At 70.9% G+C, this 17,516-nt stretch carries 15 protein-coding genes; 9 read left to right on the top strand and 6 right to left on the bottom strand.

Translation table 11 applies throughout. The features are described 5' to 3' along the window. Nucleotides 1-143 precede the first annotated feature (143 nt). Nucleotides 144-2,552, top strand: a complete 2,409-nt coding sequence (locus RF645_RS09875; RefSeq protein WP_368819007.1) for an ATP-binding cassette domain-containing protein — start codon at nt 144-146, stop codon at nt 2,550-2,552. A gap of 73 nt (nt 2,553-2,625) precedes the next feature. Here RF645_RS09875 and RF645_RS09870 read toward each other — a convergent pair whose 3' ends face one another. Both RF645_RS09870 and RF645_RS09865 read right to left on the bottom strand, forming a co-directional pair. Beyond that, nucleotides 2,626-3,261 carry a DNA-3-methyladenine glycosylase I gene (locus RF645_RS09870; protein WP_368819006.1) on the bottom strand — a complete coding sequence of 212 codons (636 nt, stop codon included), beginning with the start codon at nt 3,259-3,261 and terminating at the stop codon, nt 2,626-2,628. Between the two features lie 97 nt (nt 3,262-3,358). Further along, entirely contained in the window at nt 3,359-4,720 is a 1,362-nt protein-coding gene (locus RF645_RS09865; protein ID WP_368819005.1) for a DUF3533 domain-containing protein, read from the bottom strand. Between the two features lie 122 nt (nt 4,721-4,842). On the opposite strand from RF645_RS09865, the gene RF645_RS09860 reads away from it, so the two are divergent. From RF645_RS09860 to RF645_RS09840, 5 genes are all read left to right on the top strand, one after another. Further along, nucleotides 4,843-5,484 carry a TetR/AcrR family transcriptional regulator gene (locus RF645_RS09860; RefSeq protein ID WP_368819004.1) on the top strand — a complete coding sequence of 214 codons (642 nt, stop codon included), beginning with the start codon at nt 4,843-4,845 and terminating at the stop codon, nt 5,482-5,484. Nucleotides 5,485-5,625: 141 nt separating this feature from the next. Further along, nucleotides 5,626-6,084, top strand: coding sequence for an FHA domain-containing protein (locus tag RF645_RS09855; protein WP_368819003.1), 459 nt, complete (start codon nt 5,626-5,628; stop codon nt 6,082-6,084). A 78-nt stretch (nt 6,085-6,162) separates the two neighbouring features. Beyond that, entirely contained in the window at nt 6,163-6,945 is a 783-nt protein-coding gene (locus RF645_RS09850; RefSeq protein WP_058872171.1) for a MerR family transcriptional regulator, read from the top strand. A 43-nt stretch (nt 6,946-6,988) separates the two neighbouring features. Further along, the gene (locus tag RF645_RS09845) at nt 6,989-7,528 is read left to right on the top strand and encodes a bifunctional nuclease family protein (RefSeq protein WP_368819002.1); all 540 of its coding nucleotides are present in this window, start codon (nt 6,989-6,991) and stop codon (nt 7,526-7,528) included. 163 nt (nt 7,529-7,691) lie between these two features. Continuing rightward, nucleotides 7,692-8,261: a MerR family transcriptional regulator gene (locus RF645_RS09840; RefSeq protein WP_171004121.1), complete on the top strand. Its 570-nt coding sequence runs from the start codon at nt 7,692-7,694 to the stop codon at nt 8,259-8,261. Between the two features lie 168 nt (nt 8,262-8,429). On the opposite strand, the gene RF645_RS09835 is transcribed toward RF645_RS09840, so the two are convergent. Then, nucleotides 8,430-9,239, bottom strand: a complete 810-nt coding sequence (locus RF645_RS09835) for a ParA family protein (protein ID WP_368819001.1) — start codon at nt 9,237-9,239, stop codon at nt 8,430-8,432. A gap of 140 nt (nt 9,240-9,379) precedes the next feature. Here RF645_RS09835 and RF645_RS09830 point away from each other — a divergent pair, with 140 nt between their 5' ends. Beyond that, the gene (locus RF645_RS09830; RefSeq protein WP_368819000.1) at nt 9,380-10,834 is read left to right on the top strand and encodes a mycothione reductase; all 1,455 of its coding nucleotides are present in this window, start codon (nt 9,380-9,382) and stop codon (nt 10,832-10,834) included. 206 nt (nt 10,835-11,040) lie between these two features. Here RF645_RS09830 and RF645_RS09825 read toward each other — a convergent pair whose 3' ends face one another. The 3 genes from RF645_RS09825 to RF645_RS09815 form a co-directional block, all read right to left on the bottom strand. After that, nucleotides 11,041-12,399: an MFS transporter gene (locus RF645_RS09825; RefSeq protein WP_368818999.1), complete on the bottom strand. Its 1,359-nt coding sequence runs from the start codon at nt 12,397-12,399 to the stop codon at nt 11,041-11,043. Between the two features lie 9 nt (nt 12,400-12,408). Next, on the bottom strand, nt 12,409-14,460 hold the full coding sequence (locus RF645_RS09820) for a long-chain fatty acid--CoA ligase (RefSeq protein ID WP_368818998.1): 2,052 nt from the start codon (nt 14,458-14,460) through the stop codon (nt 12,409-12,411). A gap of 63 nt (nt 14,461-14,523) precedes the next feature. After that, complete coding sequence (locus tag RF645_RS09815) at nt 14,524-15,000, bottom strand: hypothetical protein (RefSeq protein WP_368818997.1); 477 nt, start codon at nt 14,998-15,000, stop codon at nt 14,524-14,526. A 196-nt stretch (nt 15,001-15,196) separates the two neighbouring features. On the opposite strand from RF645_RS09815, the gene RF645_RS09810 reads away from it, so the two are divergent. Both RF645_RS09810 and RF645_RS09805 read left to right on the top strand, forming a co-directional pair. Beyond that, on the top strand, nt 15,197-15,901 hold the full coding sequence (locus RF645_RS09810; RefSeq protein ID WP_368818996.1) for a lysophospholipid acyltransferase family protein: 705 nt from the start codon (nt 15,197-15,199) through the stop codon (nt 15,899-15,901). A 210-nt stretch (nt 15,902-16,111) separates the two neighbouring features. Continuing rightward, on the top strand, nt 16,112-17,473 hold the full coding sequence (locus RF645_RS09805) for a class II 3-deoxy-7-phosphoheptulonate synthase (protein ID WP_058872259.1): 1,362 nt from the start codon (nt 16,112-16,114) through the stop codon (nt 17,471-17,473). Nucleotides 17,474-17,516: the final 43 nt, after the last annotated feature.

The following is a 17,516-nucleotide window of genomic DNA, read 5'->3' as shown; positions in this document are numbered from 1 at the left end:
GCACGAGCTCGGCGTCTCGGCCAGCGAGGGCCACGCCGCCCGCGTCGTCTCCGACGGGTGCCGCGCTGGCGCCCCTCGTGCGTCGAGCGGCGCCGTGGCGTGCCCCGCCGCATCGTCGGGGGCCTTCCGTACTCTGGTGCCTCATGAGCGATCCAGCCCCTCGTGACGCCGCCGGAAGCGGCCGGGACAGCACCGCCGAGCGAGCCCATGAGGTCATCCGCGTGCTCGGCGCGCGGCAGAACAACCTGCAGGACATCTCGATCGAGATCCCCAAGCGCCGTCTCACGGTCTTCACCGGAGTCTCGGGCTCGGGGAAGTCCTCGCTCGTGTTCTCGACCGTGGCGGCCGAGTCCCAGCGGCTGATCAACGAGACGTACAGCTCCTTCGTGCAGGGATTCATGCCCTCCACGGCCCGCCCAGATGTCGACGTGCTGGAGGGGCTGACCGCGGCGATCATCGTGGATCAGGAGCGGATGGGCTCGAATCCGCGCTCCACGGTCGGCACTGCGACCGACGCCCATGCGGTGCTGCGGATCCTGTTCTCCAGGCTGGGCGACCCGCACATCGGGCCGCCCCCGGCGTTCTCGTTCAACACTCCGTCGGTCACGGCCAAGGGCTCGATCACCGTGGCCAAGGGCAAGCAGGAGAAGAAGCTGAGCTCGTTCACTCGCACCGGCGGCATGTGCCCGATGTGCGAGGGTCGCGGCACGGTCTCGGACCTGGACCCGCGCGAGCTCTACGACCCGTCCAAGTCGCTCGAGGAGGAGGGCGCCATCACGGTCCCCGGCTACAAGGCCGGCGGCTGGTCCGTGCGCTACTACGCCGAGTCGGGCTTCCTGGACCCGACCAAGAAGATCGGCGACTACACCGAGCAGGAGCTGCACGACTTCCTGCACCACGAGCCCGAGCGCATCAAGTTCCGGGGCATCAACACCACGTACGAGGGCCTGATCCCCAAGATCCGCACCTCCATGCTCTCCAAGGACCGCGAGTCCATGCAGCCCCACATCCGGGAGTTCGTGGACCGGGCCGTGGCCTTCTCGACCTGCCCGCAGTGCGGCGGCACCCGGCTGTCCCAGGCTGCGCTGTCGTCGCTGATCGACGGCAAGTCCATTGCCGATCTGTGCCGAATGCATATCACGGAGCTCGCCGAGTGGGTCCGCACCCGCGACCTGCCCTCGGCCGGTCCGCTGCTGGAGTCGCTGCAGCAGATCCTGGACTCGTTCATCGACATCGGCCTGGGCTACCTCTCCCTGGACCGAGCCACCGGCACGCTCTCGGGCGGCGAGTCCCAGCGCACCAAGATGATCCGCCACCTGGGCTCGGCGCTCTCGGATGTCACCTACGTCTTCGACGAGCCCACCACCGGCCTGCACCCGCACGACATCGAGCGCATGAACCGCCTGCTGCTGAGCCTGCGCGACAAGGGCAACACCGTGCTGGTCGTCGAGCACAAGCCCGAGGTCATGCGCCTCGCCGACCACATTGTGGACCTCGGCCCCGGGGCGGGCTCCGACGGCGGGCGGATCACCTTCCAGGGCGGCTTCGACGAGCTGCGCGCCTCCGAGACCCTGACCGGGCGCTACGTGGAGTACCGCGCGCGCCTCAAGGACGACATTCGTCGGGCGAGCGGCGCGCTCGAGATCCGCGGGGCGGATGCCCACAACCTCCAGGACGTCGACGTCGACATCCCCCTGGGCGTGCTCACCGTCATCACGGGCGTGGCCGGGTCGGGAAAGTCCTCGCTGATCCACGGCTCGCTGCCGGCCGATGCCGCGCAGGCCCACGGCGTGGTGAGCATCGACCAGGCCCCGATCCGGGGCTCGCGGCGCTCGTCCCCGGCCACCTACACGGGTCTGCTCGAGCCCATCCGCAAGGCCTTCGCCAAGGCCAACGGCGTCAAGCCCGCGCTGTTCTCCGCGAACTCGGAGGGCGCCTGCCCGCAGTGCGGCGGCGCCGGGGTGATCGAGACCGATCTGTCCGTCATGGCCTCGGTCTCCAGCCCGTGCGAGCTGTGCGAGGGGCGCCGCTACGACGCCTCCGTGCTCGAGCACACCTTCGGCGGCAAGGACATCGCCCAGGTGCTGTCCATGTCGGTGGCTGAGGCTGCGGAGTTCTTCGCCGGCGCAGAGGCCAGGATCCCGGCCGCGCAGAAGATCCTCGCCCGGCTGCAGGACGTGGGCCTGGGCTACCTGCGGATCGGCCAGCCGCTGACCACGCTGTCCGGCGGCGAGCGTCAGCGCCTCAAGCTGGCGGCGCACCTGGGGGAGAAGGGCGGGGTGATCGTGCTCGACGAGCCGACCACCGGCCTGCACCTGGCCGACGTAGCCGCCATGCTGGAGATGCTCGATCGCCTCGTGGACGGCGGACGCACCGTGATCGCCGTGGAGCACCACCAGGCGGTCATGGCCCACGCGGACTGGATCATCGACCTGGGCCCGGGCGCGGGCACCGAGGGCGGGCGCGTGGTCTTCCAGGGGACCCCGCGCCAGCTCGTCGAGGACGCCTCCACGCTGACCGGGCAGCACCTGGCGGAATACGCGCAGGACTGACGACGGCGGCCGACCCTGCATCGGCCCCAGAGCCATGACGGGCCGGTCGGCCTCTGTCCGCCGTCGAGCGTGCTCAGGCCGGCCACATCCCCGAGGCGCCCCGGCGGTGGGAGCCCATCAGGTGCAGGTCGACCATCCCGATCGCCGACATCAGCGCGTACATGGTGGTGGGCCCCACGAACACGAAGCCCTCCTTCTTCAGCGCCTTCGACATCGCCTTCGACTCCGGGGACTGGGTGGGAACCTCGGCCATGGTCCGCGGCTGCGGTGTGGTCTCCGGCTGGAAGGACCAGATCAGCTGCGCCAGCCCGCCCTCGTCCCGCAGCGCGATCGTGGCCTGAGCGTTCGTGATCGTGGCCCGGATCTTGGCCCGATTGCGCACGATGCCGGCATCGGCCATCAGGCGGGCCTCGTCGTCGTCGCCGAATCCGGCCACGGCCTCCGGGTCGAAGCCGGCGAAGGCCTCGCGGAAGGCCGGGCGCTTGCGCAGGATCGTGGCCCAGGACAACCCGGACTGGAAGGCCTCGAGGCTCAGCCGCTCGAACAGTCCCTGCTCGTCGCGGATCGGCATGCCCCACTCGGTGTCGTAGTACTGCTGCAGCAGCGGGCCGGCCGCCGCCCACTCGGGGCGCAGCAGCCCGTCGTCGCCGCGCACGAGCCCGTGCTCGTCGGACGCGGCTCCCGGAGGGTCGGCGCTCGGATCGCTCATGGGGCTCCTCGGCTCGAGAGACGGAAGACGGCGGGCGCGCTGCTGCGCGCCTGCCGAGATCCTACGGTCCGGCGAACCCGCCGGGGGCGCCTGCGGCTCAGACCGCGGCGTGCTTGCCCTTGCCGTGGATGAGCCCGCGGCGACCGGAGATCCGATCCCACAGCGGGCTGACGACCACGGCCAGCACGAGGAACGCGGCGAGAACGCCCAGCAGTCCGAGCACACCGGTGCCGAGACCGGCATCCGCCTTGGCGTCGAAGAAGAAGACGTCGCGGGTGCACAGCCACAGGTAGTGCAGCGGCTCCCACTGGGACAGCCCGTGGAAGAACCCGGGCAGCGCCTCGGGCGGGGAGACGGCCCCGGCCGAGGGCAGGCCCATGAAGACCAGGTAGAACATGGCCACGAGCATCCCGGCGCTGCCCATCACGGTGATCAGCGACAGGGTCGCCGCGCCGAAGGTCACGATGCCCAGCCAGGTCACCAGGAACAGCGTGCCGCCGTTGGGCATGGGGACATCCACCATTGCCCCGGCCAGCATCATCAGGCCCGACGCCCCGGCGGCGCCGATGATCACGATGCCGAGCTTGAGCGCGAAGGTCGCCAGCCGGGACATGCCGGTGGGGGGGTAGAACTTCAGCGAGGGGCCCATCTCCCAGGGGGTCACGCCGTTGAGCCCATCCACCAGGGTGGACACTGCCACAGAGCCGGACAGGCCCACGACCAGCGCCACGATGGCCCAGTAGAAGGGACCCATGCCCAGGGCGACGCCGTCGGGAAGCTCCTCCCAGACCGTCTGGTTCTCGACGATGGGATCGCTGAGCGTGCCCTCGGCGACCGTGGTGAGGCTCGGGGTCGGGCCGTCGGCCTTCTCGAGCTGCTGGATCTGGCTCTGCGCGCTCGGCAGCAGCTGCTCGCCCAGGCTCGAGGACGCCGACGAGACGGCCGGATCCATCACGCCCGTGGCCAGCCGGGAGGTCATGGACCCGGCCTGAGGGGAGGTGACGATATCGATCACCGGCTGCTGGCCGTCGCCGTCGCCGCCCAGCGAGGCGCTGATCAGCGCGGTCGAGCGCTGGCTGAAGTCCGAGGGCACGACGATCGCGCCGTAGGCATCGCCGCGGTGCAGGGCGTCCTCGGCGTCCTCGCGGGAGAGCAGACGGAAGTCCACCTCGTCGCTGTCATCGCCCTGGGCCACGATCGCGTCGGCGATCTCCTGGCCCATCTGCACGTCGGTCTGCTTGCCGTCGGGCCCGGGCATCTGCGCGCCCTCGTCCTCGTTGACCACGGCGATCGGGAACTCGTGCAGGTTCTGCTGGGGCGAGCCGAGCCCGCCCATGTAGAGCAGGACGCCCAGGAAGCCGATGGCCATGACGGCCAGCGGCGGCAGCACCCAGCGGACGGTCCGCGGCAGTGCTCGCACGATCGGCCGAGTCGTGTCTGGCTTGGGAGAAGGTGCCAATTCGTGCTCCTCGCTTGACGTTTCGGGTATTCTCAATACACTGATGTATTGAATGTCTGGTATCCACGGTACACTCGAGCACTGCACTGACGGGACTCGACGGGAACTCGAAGGGACGTGAGATGCACGACGCATGGGCGGATGCCGCCACGGAGGTCGCCAAGCGATCGCGCACGCAGACTCGACGCCGCCTGATCGAGGCTGCACCCAGGGTATTCGTGGAGCGCGGGATCGGTGGAGCCAGTGTGGCGCAGATCTGCTCGGCGGCGGGCTTCACCCGCGGTGCCTTCTACAGCAACTTCGAGTCCAAGGAGGAGCTGGCCGCAGCCATCTACGTGGACCACGTCGACGGCCTGGTCGAGCTGCTCTCGCACCGCGTGGTCGAGCAGCTCGAATCGGGCATGGCCATCGGCACGATCCTGCGAGAGGTCTTCGACGCGATCGCAGGGGTCTCCAACGGCTCCGACTGGCACCTGTTCCGGCTCGAGATGCACCTGGCCTCCCGTCGCAGCGAGCAGATGCGCCGGGTCGTCGAGGACCAGTACGAGCGTCTGCTGGGAGCGGCCGAGGAGGCGCTGGGACACGCCCAGGCCCACGGAGTGCGGCTCCAGCTGCCCGTCGACGTCCTGGCCCGTCTCTTCGTGGCCGTGCGCGACGGCGAGGAGATGCGCATGACGGCACCCGTCGGCGACAGCCTCCTGCATCCCGTGTGGGATGCGTTCACGATCATCCCCAGTGATGATCAGCGCATGCCTCGGGCATGACTAGACTGTCTGTGATCATCCGCATCTGCGTCATGCGCCGGGGGCTGATGAGCATGCGTCCGGCGTACGGCTCACGGGCCGACCGCCTCTCGTCGGCCTGACGGCCCGCGAGCACGACTTCTACCGAGGAGCACGGAAGCCATGAGCACGCCGCCCGAGAGCACCGCCCCCTCCGCTGGCCCCGAGACCACCACCATCCAGGTCGTCACGGAGGTCCTGTCGCGGGAGGCCAACCGCCGCCTGACCGCCGAGGAGCGCGCCGCCGTCGAGGCCCTGCCTCCCCGCACCGCGATCCTGGTGGAGACGGTGGAGAACGGCGCCCGCGCCTCCCGCTTCCTGCTGGACACCGATGAGGTCTCCGCCGGCCGCCACCCCAGCTCGGACGTCTTCCTGGACGACGTCACCGTCTCGCGCAAGCACGCCGGCTTCCTGCGCCGGGAGAACGGCTTCGAGCTCGTCGACCAGGGCTCGCTCAACGGGACCTACGTCAACGGCGACCGCGTGGACTCGGTGCGCCTGAACAGCGGCGACGAGGTCCGCATCGGCAAGTTCACCTTCGTCTACTACAGCTCCGCTCGCACCGCCGGTCAGGGCGCCTGAGCCGCTGGCCGCGCCAGGAGCCTGCCGCGCGCGTGGTCCTCGACGCAGTCAGTCGCATCCGTTGAAGGGAGGACGCCCGTGAGCGATCAGCCCGCCGCCGACCGGCCCGTCCGCCGCGTCAGCATCGGCCCGCTGCTGCGGGCGCTCGAGCCGGACTTCCCCGGTATCACTGCCTCCAAGATCCGCTTCCTCGAGGATCAGGGGCTCGTGCACCCCGAGCGCACCGCCTCGGGCTATCGCAAGTACAGCGCGCAGGACCTCGAGCGCCTGCAGGCGGTGCTGCGACTGCAGCGCGAGCACTACATGCCGCTGAAGGTCATCCGCGAGCTCGCCGACGCCGGGCGGCTGCTGGACTTCCAGGAGCCTGCCGCACCGGTCGCCTCGAAGGACCGTGAGCCTGCCGAGAGCTCGGAGCAGCAGCAGACGGATGTGCCGTCGTCGGGGCCCCTGCTCAGCCGCCGCAGCGAGCACTCCCTGACCATGCGCGAGCTGTGCCGGCGCTCCGGTGCCGGCGTGGCGCTGGTGCGGGAGCTGCTGAACTTCGGGCTGATCCGCGACGGCGAGGGCCACTTCGACAGCCACGACATCGCCGTGGCGGCCGCCGCCCGCGAGCTGCAGGCCTTCGGCGTGGAGCCGCGGCACCTGCGCACCCTCAGGCAGGCCGCCGACCGGGAGACCGGGCTCGTGGAGCAGGCCGTGGCCACCGAGGCGACCCGGCGCACCCAGGAGTCGGCGCGCCGAGCCGCCCAGCGCGCCGAGGAGATCGCCGGGCTGTGCCTGTCGATGCACGCCGCGCTCGTATCCAGCCGCCTCGAGCAGCTGCAGCGGGGGATCGCCCCCGAGGAGCCGTCGCAGGGCTGAGGCGGCACCGCAGCCGGCCGCGAATGATTCGGAAAGGACCGCTATGGCCCAGGAGGACCACCTCATGGAGATCGACGGGGTGCGCATGGATCTGCCCTCAGCACAGCCCGTCGTGGTGCTGCGCGAATCCAGCGGCAGCCGCTTCCTGCCGATCTGGGTGGGCAGCTCCGAGGCCACCTCGATCGTGTTCGCCGTGCAGGGCATCGAGCCGCCCCGCCCGCTGACTCACGACCTGCTGCTGTCGGTCGCCGCCTCCTTCGGCCGCAGCCTCGAGCGGGTGCGCGTGCACATGGTCGAGGACACGGTCTTCCACGCCGCGCTGGTCTTCGACGACGGCACCGTGGTGGACTCCCGGGCCTCGGATGCCATCGCGCTGGCGGTGCGCGTCGAGTGCCCGGTGGTGTGCGCGTCGTCGGTGCTGGATCAGGCCGGGCTGATCATGACGGGCGACGGCGAGCTGCGCGCACCCGGGGAAGCGGCGCCCGGTGACGGCGATGCTGCGGGCCCCGAGGAGGCCGACCGGCAGGTCCGGCGCTTCCGCGACTTCCTGGACACGGTGGATCCCGAGGATTTCCAGGGCTGACGGGTAGACTTCCGGGAGCGAGTCCGTCGGGCCCGCTTCCGCCTCCGGCATCTGCCGCGGGACGTCATCGGCAGCACAGGAAGGGAGGACGCGCGTGAAGGACACCGACCACGTCGAGCACCTCTCCGCCGGTTTCCCGGACGATCTCCTCTCCGAGGACCCCATCCTGCCGATCTTCACGTCCCTGACCGGCGGCACCCAGGGCGTGCTCTTCGACGACGAGCGCCAGGCCCTCGACGACACCGTCGGCTATCGCGGCGCCACCGCCTGCAAGATCGCCGGCATCACCTACCGTCAGCTCGACTACTGGGCGCGCACCGAGCTCGTAGAGCCCACGGTGCGCAGCGCCAAGGGCTCCGGCACGCAGCGCCTCTACAGCTTCCGCGACATCGTCGTGCTCAAGATCGTCAAGCGCCTGCTGGACACCGGCGTCTCGCTGCAGCAGATCCGCTCGGCTGTCCACGCGCTGCACGAGCGCGGCGTGGAGGATCTGGCCCGCCTGACGCTCATGAGCGACGGCGCCTCGGTCTACGAGTGCACCTCCCAGGAGGAGGTCATCGATCTCGTCCAGGGTGGGCAGGGCGTCTTCGGGATCGCCGTGGGCCGCGTCTGGCGCGAGGTCGAGGGCTCCCTGGCCGGAATGCCCCCGGCCAACGGAGATGCCGAGGCCGGGGAGTTCCCCGGCGACGAGCTCTCCGCCCGGCGTGCGCGCCGCCAGCAGAACGTCAGCTGATCCCGGGCTCCAGCGGCTGATCCGGCCCGTCCGCCCAGCCGACGGCCCGATCTGACTCCGACCGTCCGCATCGGGCAGCCGTTTCTCGACCGCCGATTCCTCGAGCGGTCTCTTCGTCACTTCCGGCTCATGGAGCGCCCCCGGCTCGGCGGCGCGGAACCAGACGGCTCAATCCAGCAGGCCCCTCAGGATCGAGGTGAAGCGCGCTGCCATGTCCGCGGCATCGGCGCCCGGCCAGCGGTGGATCGGCCAGGCGGCGCCCTGCGCGCGATGCCACACGGGGCGATCGGGGATGACCTGGGAGACCAGCAGCGCGCCGAACAGCTCCTGCAGCTCTGCCACGCGATGCTGATGCTCGGGATCGTCCTCGGCCACCTTGTTGACCAGCACGGAGGCCGAGGGCACGGCGCGCTTGGAGCTGGTCTCGAACTGACCGATCGCCGTCATGGTGCGCTGCGCGCCGGCCACGGAGAACAGCGACGGCTCCGCGACGGTGAGCACCTTGTCCGAGGCGGCCCAGGCCAGCCGGGTCAGCGCGTTGAGGTTCGGCGGGCAGTCCACCAGCACCAGGTCGTAGTCCGTGTCCAGCCCCTCGAGGGAGCGGGAGAGCCGATCCAGGTCCTTGCCGCGGAAGGTCGAGCGGTCCAGGCGCGAGGAGTTCGACGACCCCGGCAGCACATCCAGGCGGGCCGAGGAGGTCCTGCCGGTGTCCCGGGCGGCCGCGTGCTCGCGCTCGATCCACGCCGAGGGCACGGCGGCGGCACGGGCGCCGGAGCGGGCCACGCGGCCGTTGAGCACCGAGCCCGCGTCCGCAGAGCTGCTGGCGACGGCGCCGAGGCCGGTGGTGGCATCAGCGTGCGGATCGAGATCGACCACGAGGGCGCGATGGCCGTCGTCCATGGCCGCCGAGGCCAGGCCGAGGGCCACGGAGGACTTGCCGACCCCGCCCTTGAGGCTCGAGATGCTCACGATCTGCACAGTGGGATCCTCCGACGTCGGTGCCTCCGCCTCTGGGGATGCTCCATGTGGGGGAACAGGCGGGCGCCCTCATGGTACCCAGCGAGGGCCGCCGGACCGGCAGGGCGGCAGCGCGCCGCCGCGCCGATACAGTGGGGGCCATGCGACGCTTCGACATCATCATCATCGGCTCGGGCTCGGGCAACACGATCCTCTCGGAGGCCTACGAAGGTCTGGACGTCGCGCTCATCGACGGCGGGATCTTCGGCGGAACCTGCATCAACGTGGGCTGCATCCCCACCAAGATGTACGTCTACCCAGCGGAGATCTCAGAGTCGTCGCGCGAGCTGGACCGGCTTGGCGTCTCCGTCTCGATCCAGGACGTGCGCTGGCGCGAGATCCGGGACCGCATCTTCGGGCGGATCGACGCGATCTCCGAGGGCGGGCTGGCCTACCGGCAGTCGCTGGAGAACGTCACCGTGTTCCAGGAGATGGTCCGCTTCACCGGCCCCAAGACGCTGATGACGGCCTCGGGCGAGCAGCTCACGGCGAATCAGATCGTGATCGCCTCCGGCTCGCACATCACCACCCCGGGGGTGCCCGGCGAGGACCTTCCGCAGGTGCACACCTCGGACACCGTGATGCGCATCGACGACCTGCCGCAGCGCGTGGTAGTGGTCGGCGGCGGGTTCATCGCCGCGGAGTTCGCGCACATCTTCCACGGACTGGGCTCCTCGGTCGTGCAGCTCAACCGCTCCGGGAGGCTGCTGCGCGCCCATGACGCCGAGATCGTCGAGCGCTTCACCGCCGCGGCCTCCGAGCAGTGGGACCTGGCCCTGCACCAGGGCATCGAGGCCATCGTCGACAACGGCGACGGCACCGTCACCGTCCGCTCGATCGCCAGCGGCGACGGCTCCGCACCGGCGGGCGAGGTGCGCGAGGACGTCGCGGACATCGTCCTGCTGGCCACTGGCCGACGCCCCGCGACCGACCTGCTCGACCCGGCCGCCGGTGGCTTGGGGGTCGACGAGCGCACGCATCTGCTGCAGGTCGACGAATTCCAGCGGGTCCTGTCGCCCACGGGCGAGGCGGTCGAGGGCGTCTGGGCGCTGGGCGATATCTGCAGCCCCTGGCAGCTCAAGCACGTGGCCAATCACGAGGCCCGGGTGGTCGCCCACAACCTCCTGCACCCGGAGTCCCTGCTGCGCAGCGACCACCGCTTCGTGCCGTCTGCGGTGTTCACGCATCCGCAGATCGCCTCCGTGGGCATGACCGAGGGCCAGGCGCGGGCCTGGGCGGCCGAGAACGGCACCGAGATCGCCGTGAAGGCCCAGGAGTTCGGCGACGTGGCCTACGGCTGGGCCATGGAGGACCGATATGGGCTGTGCAAGCTGATCGCCGACCGGTCCACCGGCCAGCTGCTGGGCGCGCACCTGATCGGGGAGTCCTCGTCGTCGCTGATCCAGCCGCTGATCCAGGCCATGAGCTTCGGCCTCGACGTCTCCTCGATGGCCCGCGGCCAGTACTGGATCCACCCGGCTCTGGCGGAGGTCGTGGAGAACGCGCTGCTCGGGCTGGATGTCGACGTCGACGAGGCTGTGGCGCTCGAGCACTGAGCTGCTGGACTGGATGGGCGGTGGCCCCCTCCCTTGACTGCTTCGCTTGATGTCTGCGGGAGGGGGCCACCGCCCATCCCTTACGTTGGGCAGTCCCGTTCCCAGCGCGTCCCGGTCCCCAGCGGGGGCAGGCCGAGTCGACGCCTGCGTGCGCGCTTCGGGGCCTCGTGCGGCATCGAAGCGTCGATTCGGCGGGGTCGGACGTGTCAGGTGCGGGCGGGCTGGCGGAGGTGGCCCGCCGCGAGCACGGCGAGCACCGCCGCCACCGGGATCACCAGGAAGGCCAGTCGCAGGCCGAGCGCATCCGACATGACGCCCACGAACGGCGACAGCGACAGGAACGCCCCGCGCATCAGCCAGCTCACGACCGCCAGACCGGTTCCAGGGCGCAGGCCGGGGACCAGATCGGCGGCGTGGTAGGCAGAGGGCACCAGCGTGGCCGAGCCCAGCCCGGCCAGGAAGAACCCGGCCACGGCAGCAGCCGGTGCCGGAGCGGCGACGACCAGGCCCAGGCCGGCCGCGATCCCCACTGCCCCCAGGCGCGCCATGGTCACGTGCCCCAGCCGATCGACCATGCGATCGCCCAGCAGGCGGCCGATGAACTGGGCGCACATCAGCGCCACCAGGCCCAGCCCTGCCATCGTGGCCGAGGCCTCCAGGACCTGGCTCAGGTACAGGGCCGACCAGTTCTGCCCCAGGTCCTCGACCATCACGCCGGTGATCGACACGACCGAGATCAGCAGCAGCATCAGCACCGCGCGGCGGGCGGGCCCGGCGCTGCTCGGCGACGCCGTCGCAGCCGAGGCCGCCCCCGACGACGGCTCGTGTGCGGCAGCCGCCACCCCCGGCGCGTCCTGCTCGGACAGCCCGGGCAGGTCCTGGGCCGGCTCGGGGCCGTCCGCCGACAAGGCGTCCTGCTGCGCGGACGACTCGGCGATAGGTCGCACCCGGGCGACCTCCTCCATGGTGAGCACCCGGGTCCCGGCGAAGACCGCCACGGCGGAGAAGAGGATGCCGCTGATCGTCAGATGCATGGCCAGGGGCACCTGCAGCGCCAGGGCAGCCGTGCCCATCAGCCCGCCGATCACGGAGCCGAGACTCCACAGGGCGTGCATGGAATTGAGGATCGAGCGGCCCATGGCGCGCTGGACGTCCAGGGCCTGCGCATTCTGAGCGGTGTCGGTGATGGCATCGAGCATGCCTGCGAGCATCAGGGGCACGATGTAGGCCAGCAGCACCAGCAGGCCGCCGCCGATTCCTCCGGAGACGCCGGCGAGCAGGATCATGAGTGCGATGGCCACGGAGCCCATGACCACAGTGCGCCCCGAGCCCCATCGCCGCATGATGGGAGCAGGTGCCGTGCCTGCCAGCAGCGACCCCAGCGGGAAGGCGATCACCACGAAGCCGTAGACCGAGTTCGACAGCTCGAAGGCGTCCTTGATCTGCGGCAGGCGCGGCAGGAGATTGGCGAAGACCGCCCCGTTCACCAGGAACAGCAGGGCCGCGCCCAGACGGGCCCGCCGAAGACGCTCTGGGCTGAGGAAGGATCCGGCGGGCGAGGGCATCGGCCCAGCCTAGCCGCCCTGCGGACCCTCCCCACGGCGCTGGTCAGCGTCGTCGTCCTCGACCTCCTGGGAGCCGAGCCGCAGCTCGCGCAGCCGCTCGAGGGAGGCCTCCGACGACTCCCGGACGCGCTCTCGCAGACCGCGCAGCTCCTCGCGCAGCTGGGCGGCGCGCTCGCGCGTCATCTCCTGGCGAGGGGCCGGAGCGGGCCGGGAGTAGATCTCCTCGATCTGCTCGGCGAAGTCCTGCAGGATCACCGCGCGGCGCAGCTTCAGCGAGGGCGTGAGGTGCCCCGAAGCCGGTGTGAAGTCGACGGGCAGGATCTGGAACGCGCTGATCCCCTCGGCCCGGGAGACGCGGCGGTTGGCGAAGTCCACGATCTCCTGCACGTGCTCGATCACCGCGGGATGCTCGGAGGCCTGCGCGGCAGTCATGGACGGGTCCAGGCCGAGCGCGCGCAGGCACTGCGGCAGCAGCTCCGCGTCCAGAGTGATCAGAGCGGCGATGAACCGCCGGCCGTCGCCGATGACCATGCACTGGCTGACGATCGCCGCGGTGCGGATGGGGCCTTCGAGGACATCGGGGATCACGTTCTTGCCGGCGGCCGTCACCAGGATCTCCTTCTTGCGCCCGGTGATCCGCAGCATGCCGCGCTCGTCGAAGGCTCCGAGGTCTCCGGTGGCGAACCAGCCCTCGTGCAGCGCCTTCTCGGTGAGGTCGGGGCGGCCGTGGTAGCGGGCGAGCACATGGGGCCCGCGGACCTCGATCTCGCCGTCCTCGCCCAGGCGCATCTCATGCCCGGGCAGGGGCCGCCCGACGGTGCCCAGCGCGGCGGTGCGCGGAGTGTTCGCGGCCACCGGGGCGGTGGTCTCGGTCAGGCCGTAGCCCTCGACCACGAAGATCCCCATGCCGGCCAGGGTGTGGGCGAGCTCCTCGCCCAGGGCCGCTCCGCCGGAGATCGCCCAGCGCACGCGCCCGCCCATGGCATCGCGCACCGGCGCGTAGACCAGGCGGTCCCAGAGCCGGTGGCGCAGCTTCAGCGCGGGGGAGACGCGGCCGTCCTGACGCTGACGGGAGAAGGCCTCCGCGTCCTCGACGGCGCGCTGGAAGATCCCGGCGCGCAGCCTCCCTCCGCCCTCGGCCTTGAGCCGAGCGCTGGTCATGATCTTCTCGAACACCCGCGGCACGGCCAGCAGGAACGTGGGCTGCACGCGCTGCAGGTCGCTCATCAGCGACTTCACATCCGGGGTGTGGCTCAGGGTGACGCCGCCGTGGACCGAGATCACCTGGACCATGCGGGCGAACACGTGGGCCAGCGGCAGGAACAGCACGGTGCGGGAGCCGGGGCGGACGACCTCGGGCAGGAACGGACGCAGGTTCTCGCACAGGAACACGAAGCTGCGGTGCGTGAGCTCGCAGCCCTTGGGCGGGCCGGTGGTGCCGGAGGTGTAGATGATCGTGGCGGTGTCGTCGAGCCCGCGATTGGTGCGTCGCCGCTCGAGCTCGTCGTCCTCGACGGCGGCTCCCAGACCGATCAGCCGCGAGAGGTCCTCGCCGGTGCCGTCCAGGCGCCAGATCCGCTCGGCGGCGCTCAGCGTCGAGCCCAGCTCGGGAGCGTCGTCGAAGCCGTGGAGGCTGCCCGCCGCCAGATCGTCCGCGGCCTGTCGGACAGCGGCCTCGAGCCGCTCATCCTCCACGAAGACTGCGCGGGCCTGCGAATCGCCCAGGTTCCACGCGATCTGATCCGGCGACGACGAGTCGTAGACCGGGACCGGCACCGCACCGGCCCACCAGATCGCGAAGTCGACCAGTGTCCACTCGTAGCGGGTGCGCGAGAGGATGCCGACGCGATCGCCGGGCTCGATCCCCGCCGCCACCAGTCCCTTGGCCACGGCCCGGACCTCGTCGCGGAAGGCGCTCGCGGTCACCTCGACGGATCCGTGCGCGTGGAGGCGCTCGTAGAGCACCGGGTCCTGCGGGGAGTCCGCGCGCTGGACGAGCAGGTCCGTGATCCGGTGGGCCTGCAGCTCGGCCACGACGGCGGGCTCGGCTTCGATGGTCAAGGTCATCCTCCTGGGCTCGTGCGCGTTCGCGATCTCGTCGATGGGGGAGTCAGGTGTCGCGGATCAGACCTGGGCGCCGTCGTCGTCGTCGCTGCGATCCTCGGGCAGGGCCTGGAACAGCGAGACCAGGCTGCCGAGGATCAGCGCCAGACCGGGGACCCACAGCCACCAGGGGAGGCCGTCGAGCAGGAACCCCAGGACCAGCAGCGCTGCGGCGACTCCGAGCAGCACGGCCCAGGCCATGATCGTGCCCGGGCGCATGCCCGCCGTCACCGGCCCGGGGTCCTGCGGCTGCCAGTCGTCGTCGAGGAGCTCCGGCTCGTCCGTCTCCGGAGCCAGCTCGAAGTCGCGGGGTCCGCGGGCCCGGTCCTCGAGCTCGATCGGAGCCTCGTGGCTGCGGACCTCCTCAACGGGCGCGCCGTGGGCCGGGGCTGCCTCGGCAGCCGCGCTGTCGGCGGAGGCGTCGTCTTCCTGGAGCCGGCGGACGAGGTCCTCCCAGGCGCGGGCGACGCTGTCCGGATCACGCTCGGGCGGGGTCATGGCGTCATCCTCTCACTGTCTGCGCGCCCGATCCCCATGGGGTGCGCGCCGACCGCTCGCGCGGCTGTCCTTCATGCGACAATCACTGCGCGGCGGGGCTCACCGCCGCTGCAGGGGTCCGTCGAGCACCGCGCACGGGCCGTTCCAGATCCAGCCACGATGCCCGCGAACCGGGCCACGAGGAGAGCAATACGCCATGGTCTACATGTTCCTGAAGGACTGGATCGTGACCCCGCTGGTCAACGCCGCCTTCCGGCCGGAGGTCGAAGGCGCCCACCACGTCCCGGACCAGGGGCCGGCGATCCTGGCGAGCAATCACCTCTCCGCCGCAGATCACATCTTCATGCCGATCGCGGTGCAGCGGCAGATCTTCTTCCTGGCGAAGTCCGACTACTTCACGGGCCGCACGCTCAAGGGCCGGGCGATCGCCGCGTTCTTCCGCGCGATCAACCAGATCCCCATGGACCGCTCCGGCGGGCGCAAGTCCGCTGCCTCCCTGTCGGCCGGCGGTCGCAAGCTGGCCGAGGGCGAGCTGCTCGGCATCTACCCGGAGGGCACGCGCTCCCACGACGGCCGCCTGTACCGCGCCAAGATCGGTGTGGCCCGCCTGGTCATGGAGTCCGGCGCGCCGGTCATCCCGATCGCCATGATCAACACCGACGTCGTCCAGCCCCTGGGCACGCCCTTCCCCGCTCCGTGGCGGCAGAAGGGCAAGCGCGTGAAGACGATCTTCGGCGAGCCGCTGGACTTCTCCGAGTACAAGGGCCGCACCGGCGACCGCGTGGCCGCCCGGGAGATCTCCGACCGCATCATCCAGGCGATCCAGGAGCTGTCCCACCAGGAGTACGTGGACGTCTACGCCGCCGACGCCCGCCGCGACCTCGAGCGCGGGGCCTCCTGAGCCGAGGACCCCGATCACAGGGAATCTCCCGCCCTGCGATAGCGTTGCCTGCGGTGGCCGCAGTCGGTGCGGTGCCCGGCAGCCGCGTTGCCGGCGCCTGTCCGGCTGTCCTTGCCGCACCCGCGCAAGCCCGGGCCGCCGCCGACCTGATCTAGACGAGGGACGATCACCGTGACCCAGCCGCTGTCCGCCGACCAGCCCACCCCCTTCATGCCCGGCCCCAAGCCGAGCACGAAGGACTATCAGGGCCTGGACGACTGGCGCAGCCTCAGCGCCGACCAGCAGCCGGACTGGGCTCAGCACCCCGAGTTCGAGCGCGTCATGGGCGAGCTGAACACCGTGCCGCCCCTGGTCTTCGCCGGCGAGGTCGACACCCTCAAGCGCCGCCTGGCCGAGGTGGCCGAGGGCCGAGCCTTCCTGCTGCAGGGCGGCGACTGCGCCGAGACCTTCGAGGGCGCCACCGCCGACCGCATCTCCGCGCGGGTGAAGACGCTGCTGCAGATGGCCGCCGTGCTCACCTACGGCGCCTCCATGCCCGTCGTGAAGATGGGGCGCATGGCGGGTCAGTTCTCCAAGCCGCGCTCCTCGAACGACGAGACCCGCGGCGACGTCACTCTGCCGAGCTTCCGCGGCGAGATGGTCAACGGATTCGACTTCACCGCCGAGTCGCGCGCCCACAACCCCGAGCGGATGCTTCGCGGCTACCACACCTCCGCGTCCACGCTGAACCTGATCCGGGCCTTCACCGGCGGCGGCTTCGCCGATCTGCGCCACGTCCACTCGTGGAACATGGGCTTCGCCTCCAACCCGGCCCACGCCCGCTACGAGAAGCTCGCCAAGGAGATCGACCGCGCCGTGAAGTTCATGGCGGCCTGCGGCGCCGACTTCGACGCCCTGTCCACCACCGAGCTGTTCACCGGCCACGAGGCGCTGTTGCTCGACTACGAGCGCGCCCTGACTCGCATCGACTCCCGCACCCACCGGCCCTACGGCACGTCGGGGCACTTCCTGTGGATCGGGGAGCGCACCCGCGGGATCGACGACGCCCACGTGGACCTGCTCTCGCGCCTGCAGAACCCCATCGGCGTGAAGCTCGGGCCCAAGACCACCGGCGAGGACGCGCTGCGCCTGATCGACAAGCTCGACCCGAACCGCGAGCCCGGCCGCCTGACGTTCATCACCCGCATGGGCGCCAAGAGCATCCGCGAGGCGCTGCCCCCGGTCGTGCAGGCGGTCCAGGACTCCGGGGCCAAGGTCGTGTGGGTCACCGACCCCATGCACGGCAACACGGTCTCCACGCCGTCGGGGTTCAAGACCCGCAACTTCGACGACGTCATCGACGAGATCAACGGCTTCTTCGAGGTGCACCGCGCCATCGGCTCGCACCCCGGCGGAATCCACGTGGAGATGACCGGCGACGACGTCGCCGAGTGCCTGGGCGGGGCGGACGCGATCGAGGAGGCGCACTTCGCCGATCGCTACGAGTCGCTGTGCGATCCGCGCCTGAACCACATGCAGTCCCTCGAGGTCGCGTTCCTGGTCTCCAGCTACCTCTCCGGAGAGCAGAGCTGATCCGCTGACGACGAAGGGCCCGGCTCCTGCAGGAGCCGGGCCC

It is taken from the genome of Kocuria sp. CPCC 205260, from assembly GCF_040981045.1.
Lineage (GTDB): Bacteria > Actinomycetota > Actinomycetes > Actinomycetales > Micrococcaceae > Kocuria > Kocuria palustris.
Note: the sequence above shows the minus strand (reverse complement) of the source record. Positions and strands in the feature narration are given on the sequence as shown.

Coding starts and splice junctions, on each gene's coding strand:
- RF645_RS09875 (WP_368819007.1), top strand. CDS start 144: ATGAGCGATCCAGCCCCTCGTGACGCCGCCGGAAGCGGCCGGGACAGC.
- RF645_RS09870 (WP_368819006.1), bottom strand. CDS start 3,261: ATGAGCGATCCGAGCGCCGACCCTCCGGGAGCCGCGTCCGACGAGCAC.
- RF645_RS09860 (WP_368819004.1), top strand. CDS start 4,843: ATGCACGACGCATGGGCGGATGCCGCCACGGAGGTCGCCAAGCGATCG.
- RF645_RS09855 (WP_368819003.1), top strand. CDS start 5,626: ATGAGCACGCCGCCCGAGAGCACCGCCCCCTCCGCTGGCCCCGAGACC.
- RF645_RS09845 (WP_368819002.1), top strand. CDS start 6,989: ATGGCCCAGGAGGACCACCTCATGGAGATCGACGGGGTGCGCATGGAT.
- RF645_RS09830 (WP_368819000.1), top strand. CDS start 9,380: ATGCGACGCTTCGACATCATCATCATCGGCTCGGGCTCGGGCAACACG.
- RF645_RS09825 (WP_368818999.1), bottom strand. CDS start 12,399: ATGCCCTCGCCCGCCGGATCCTTCCTCAGCCCAGAGCGTCTTCGGCGG.
- RF645_RS09815 (WP_368818997.1), bottom strand. CDS start 15,000: ATGACCCCGCCCGAGCGTGATCCGGACAGCGTCGCCCGCGCCTGGGAG.
- RF645_RS09810 (WP_368818996.1), top strand. CDS start 15,197: ATGGTCTACATGTTCCTGAAGGACTGGATCGTGACCCCGCTGGTCAAC.
- RF645_RS09805 (WP_058872259.1), top strand. CDS start 16,112: ATGCCCGGCCCCAAGCCGAGCACGAAGGACTATCAGGGCCTGGACGAC.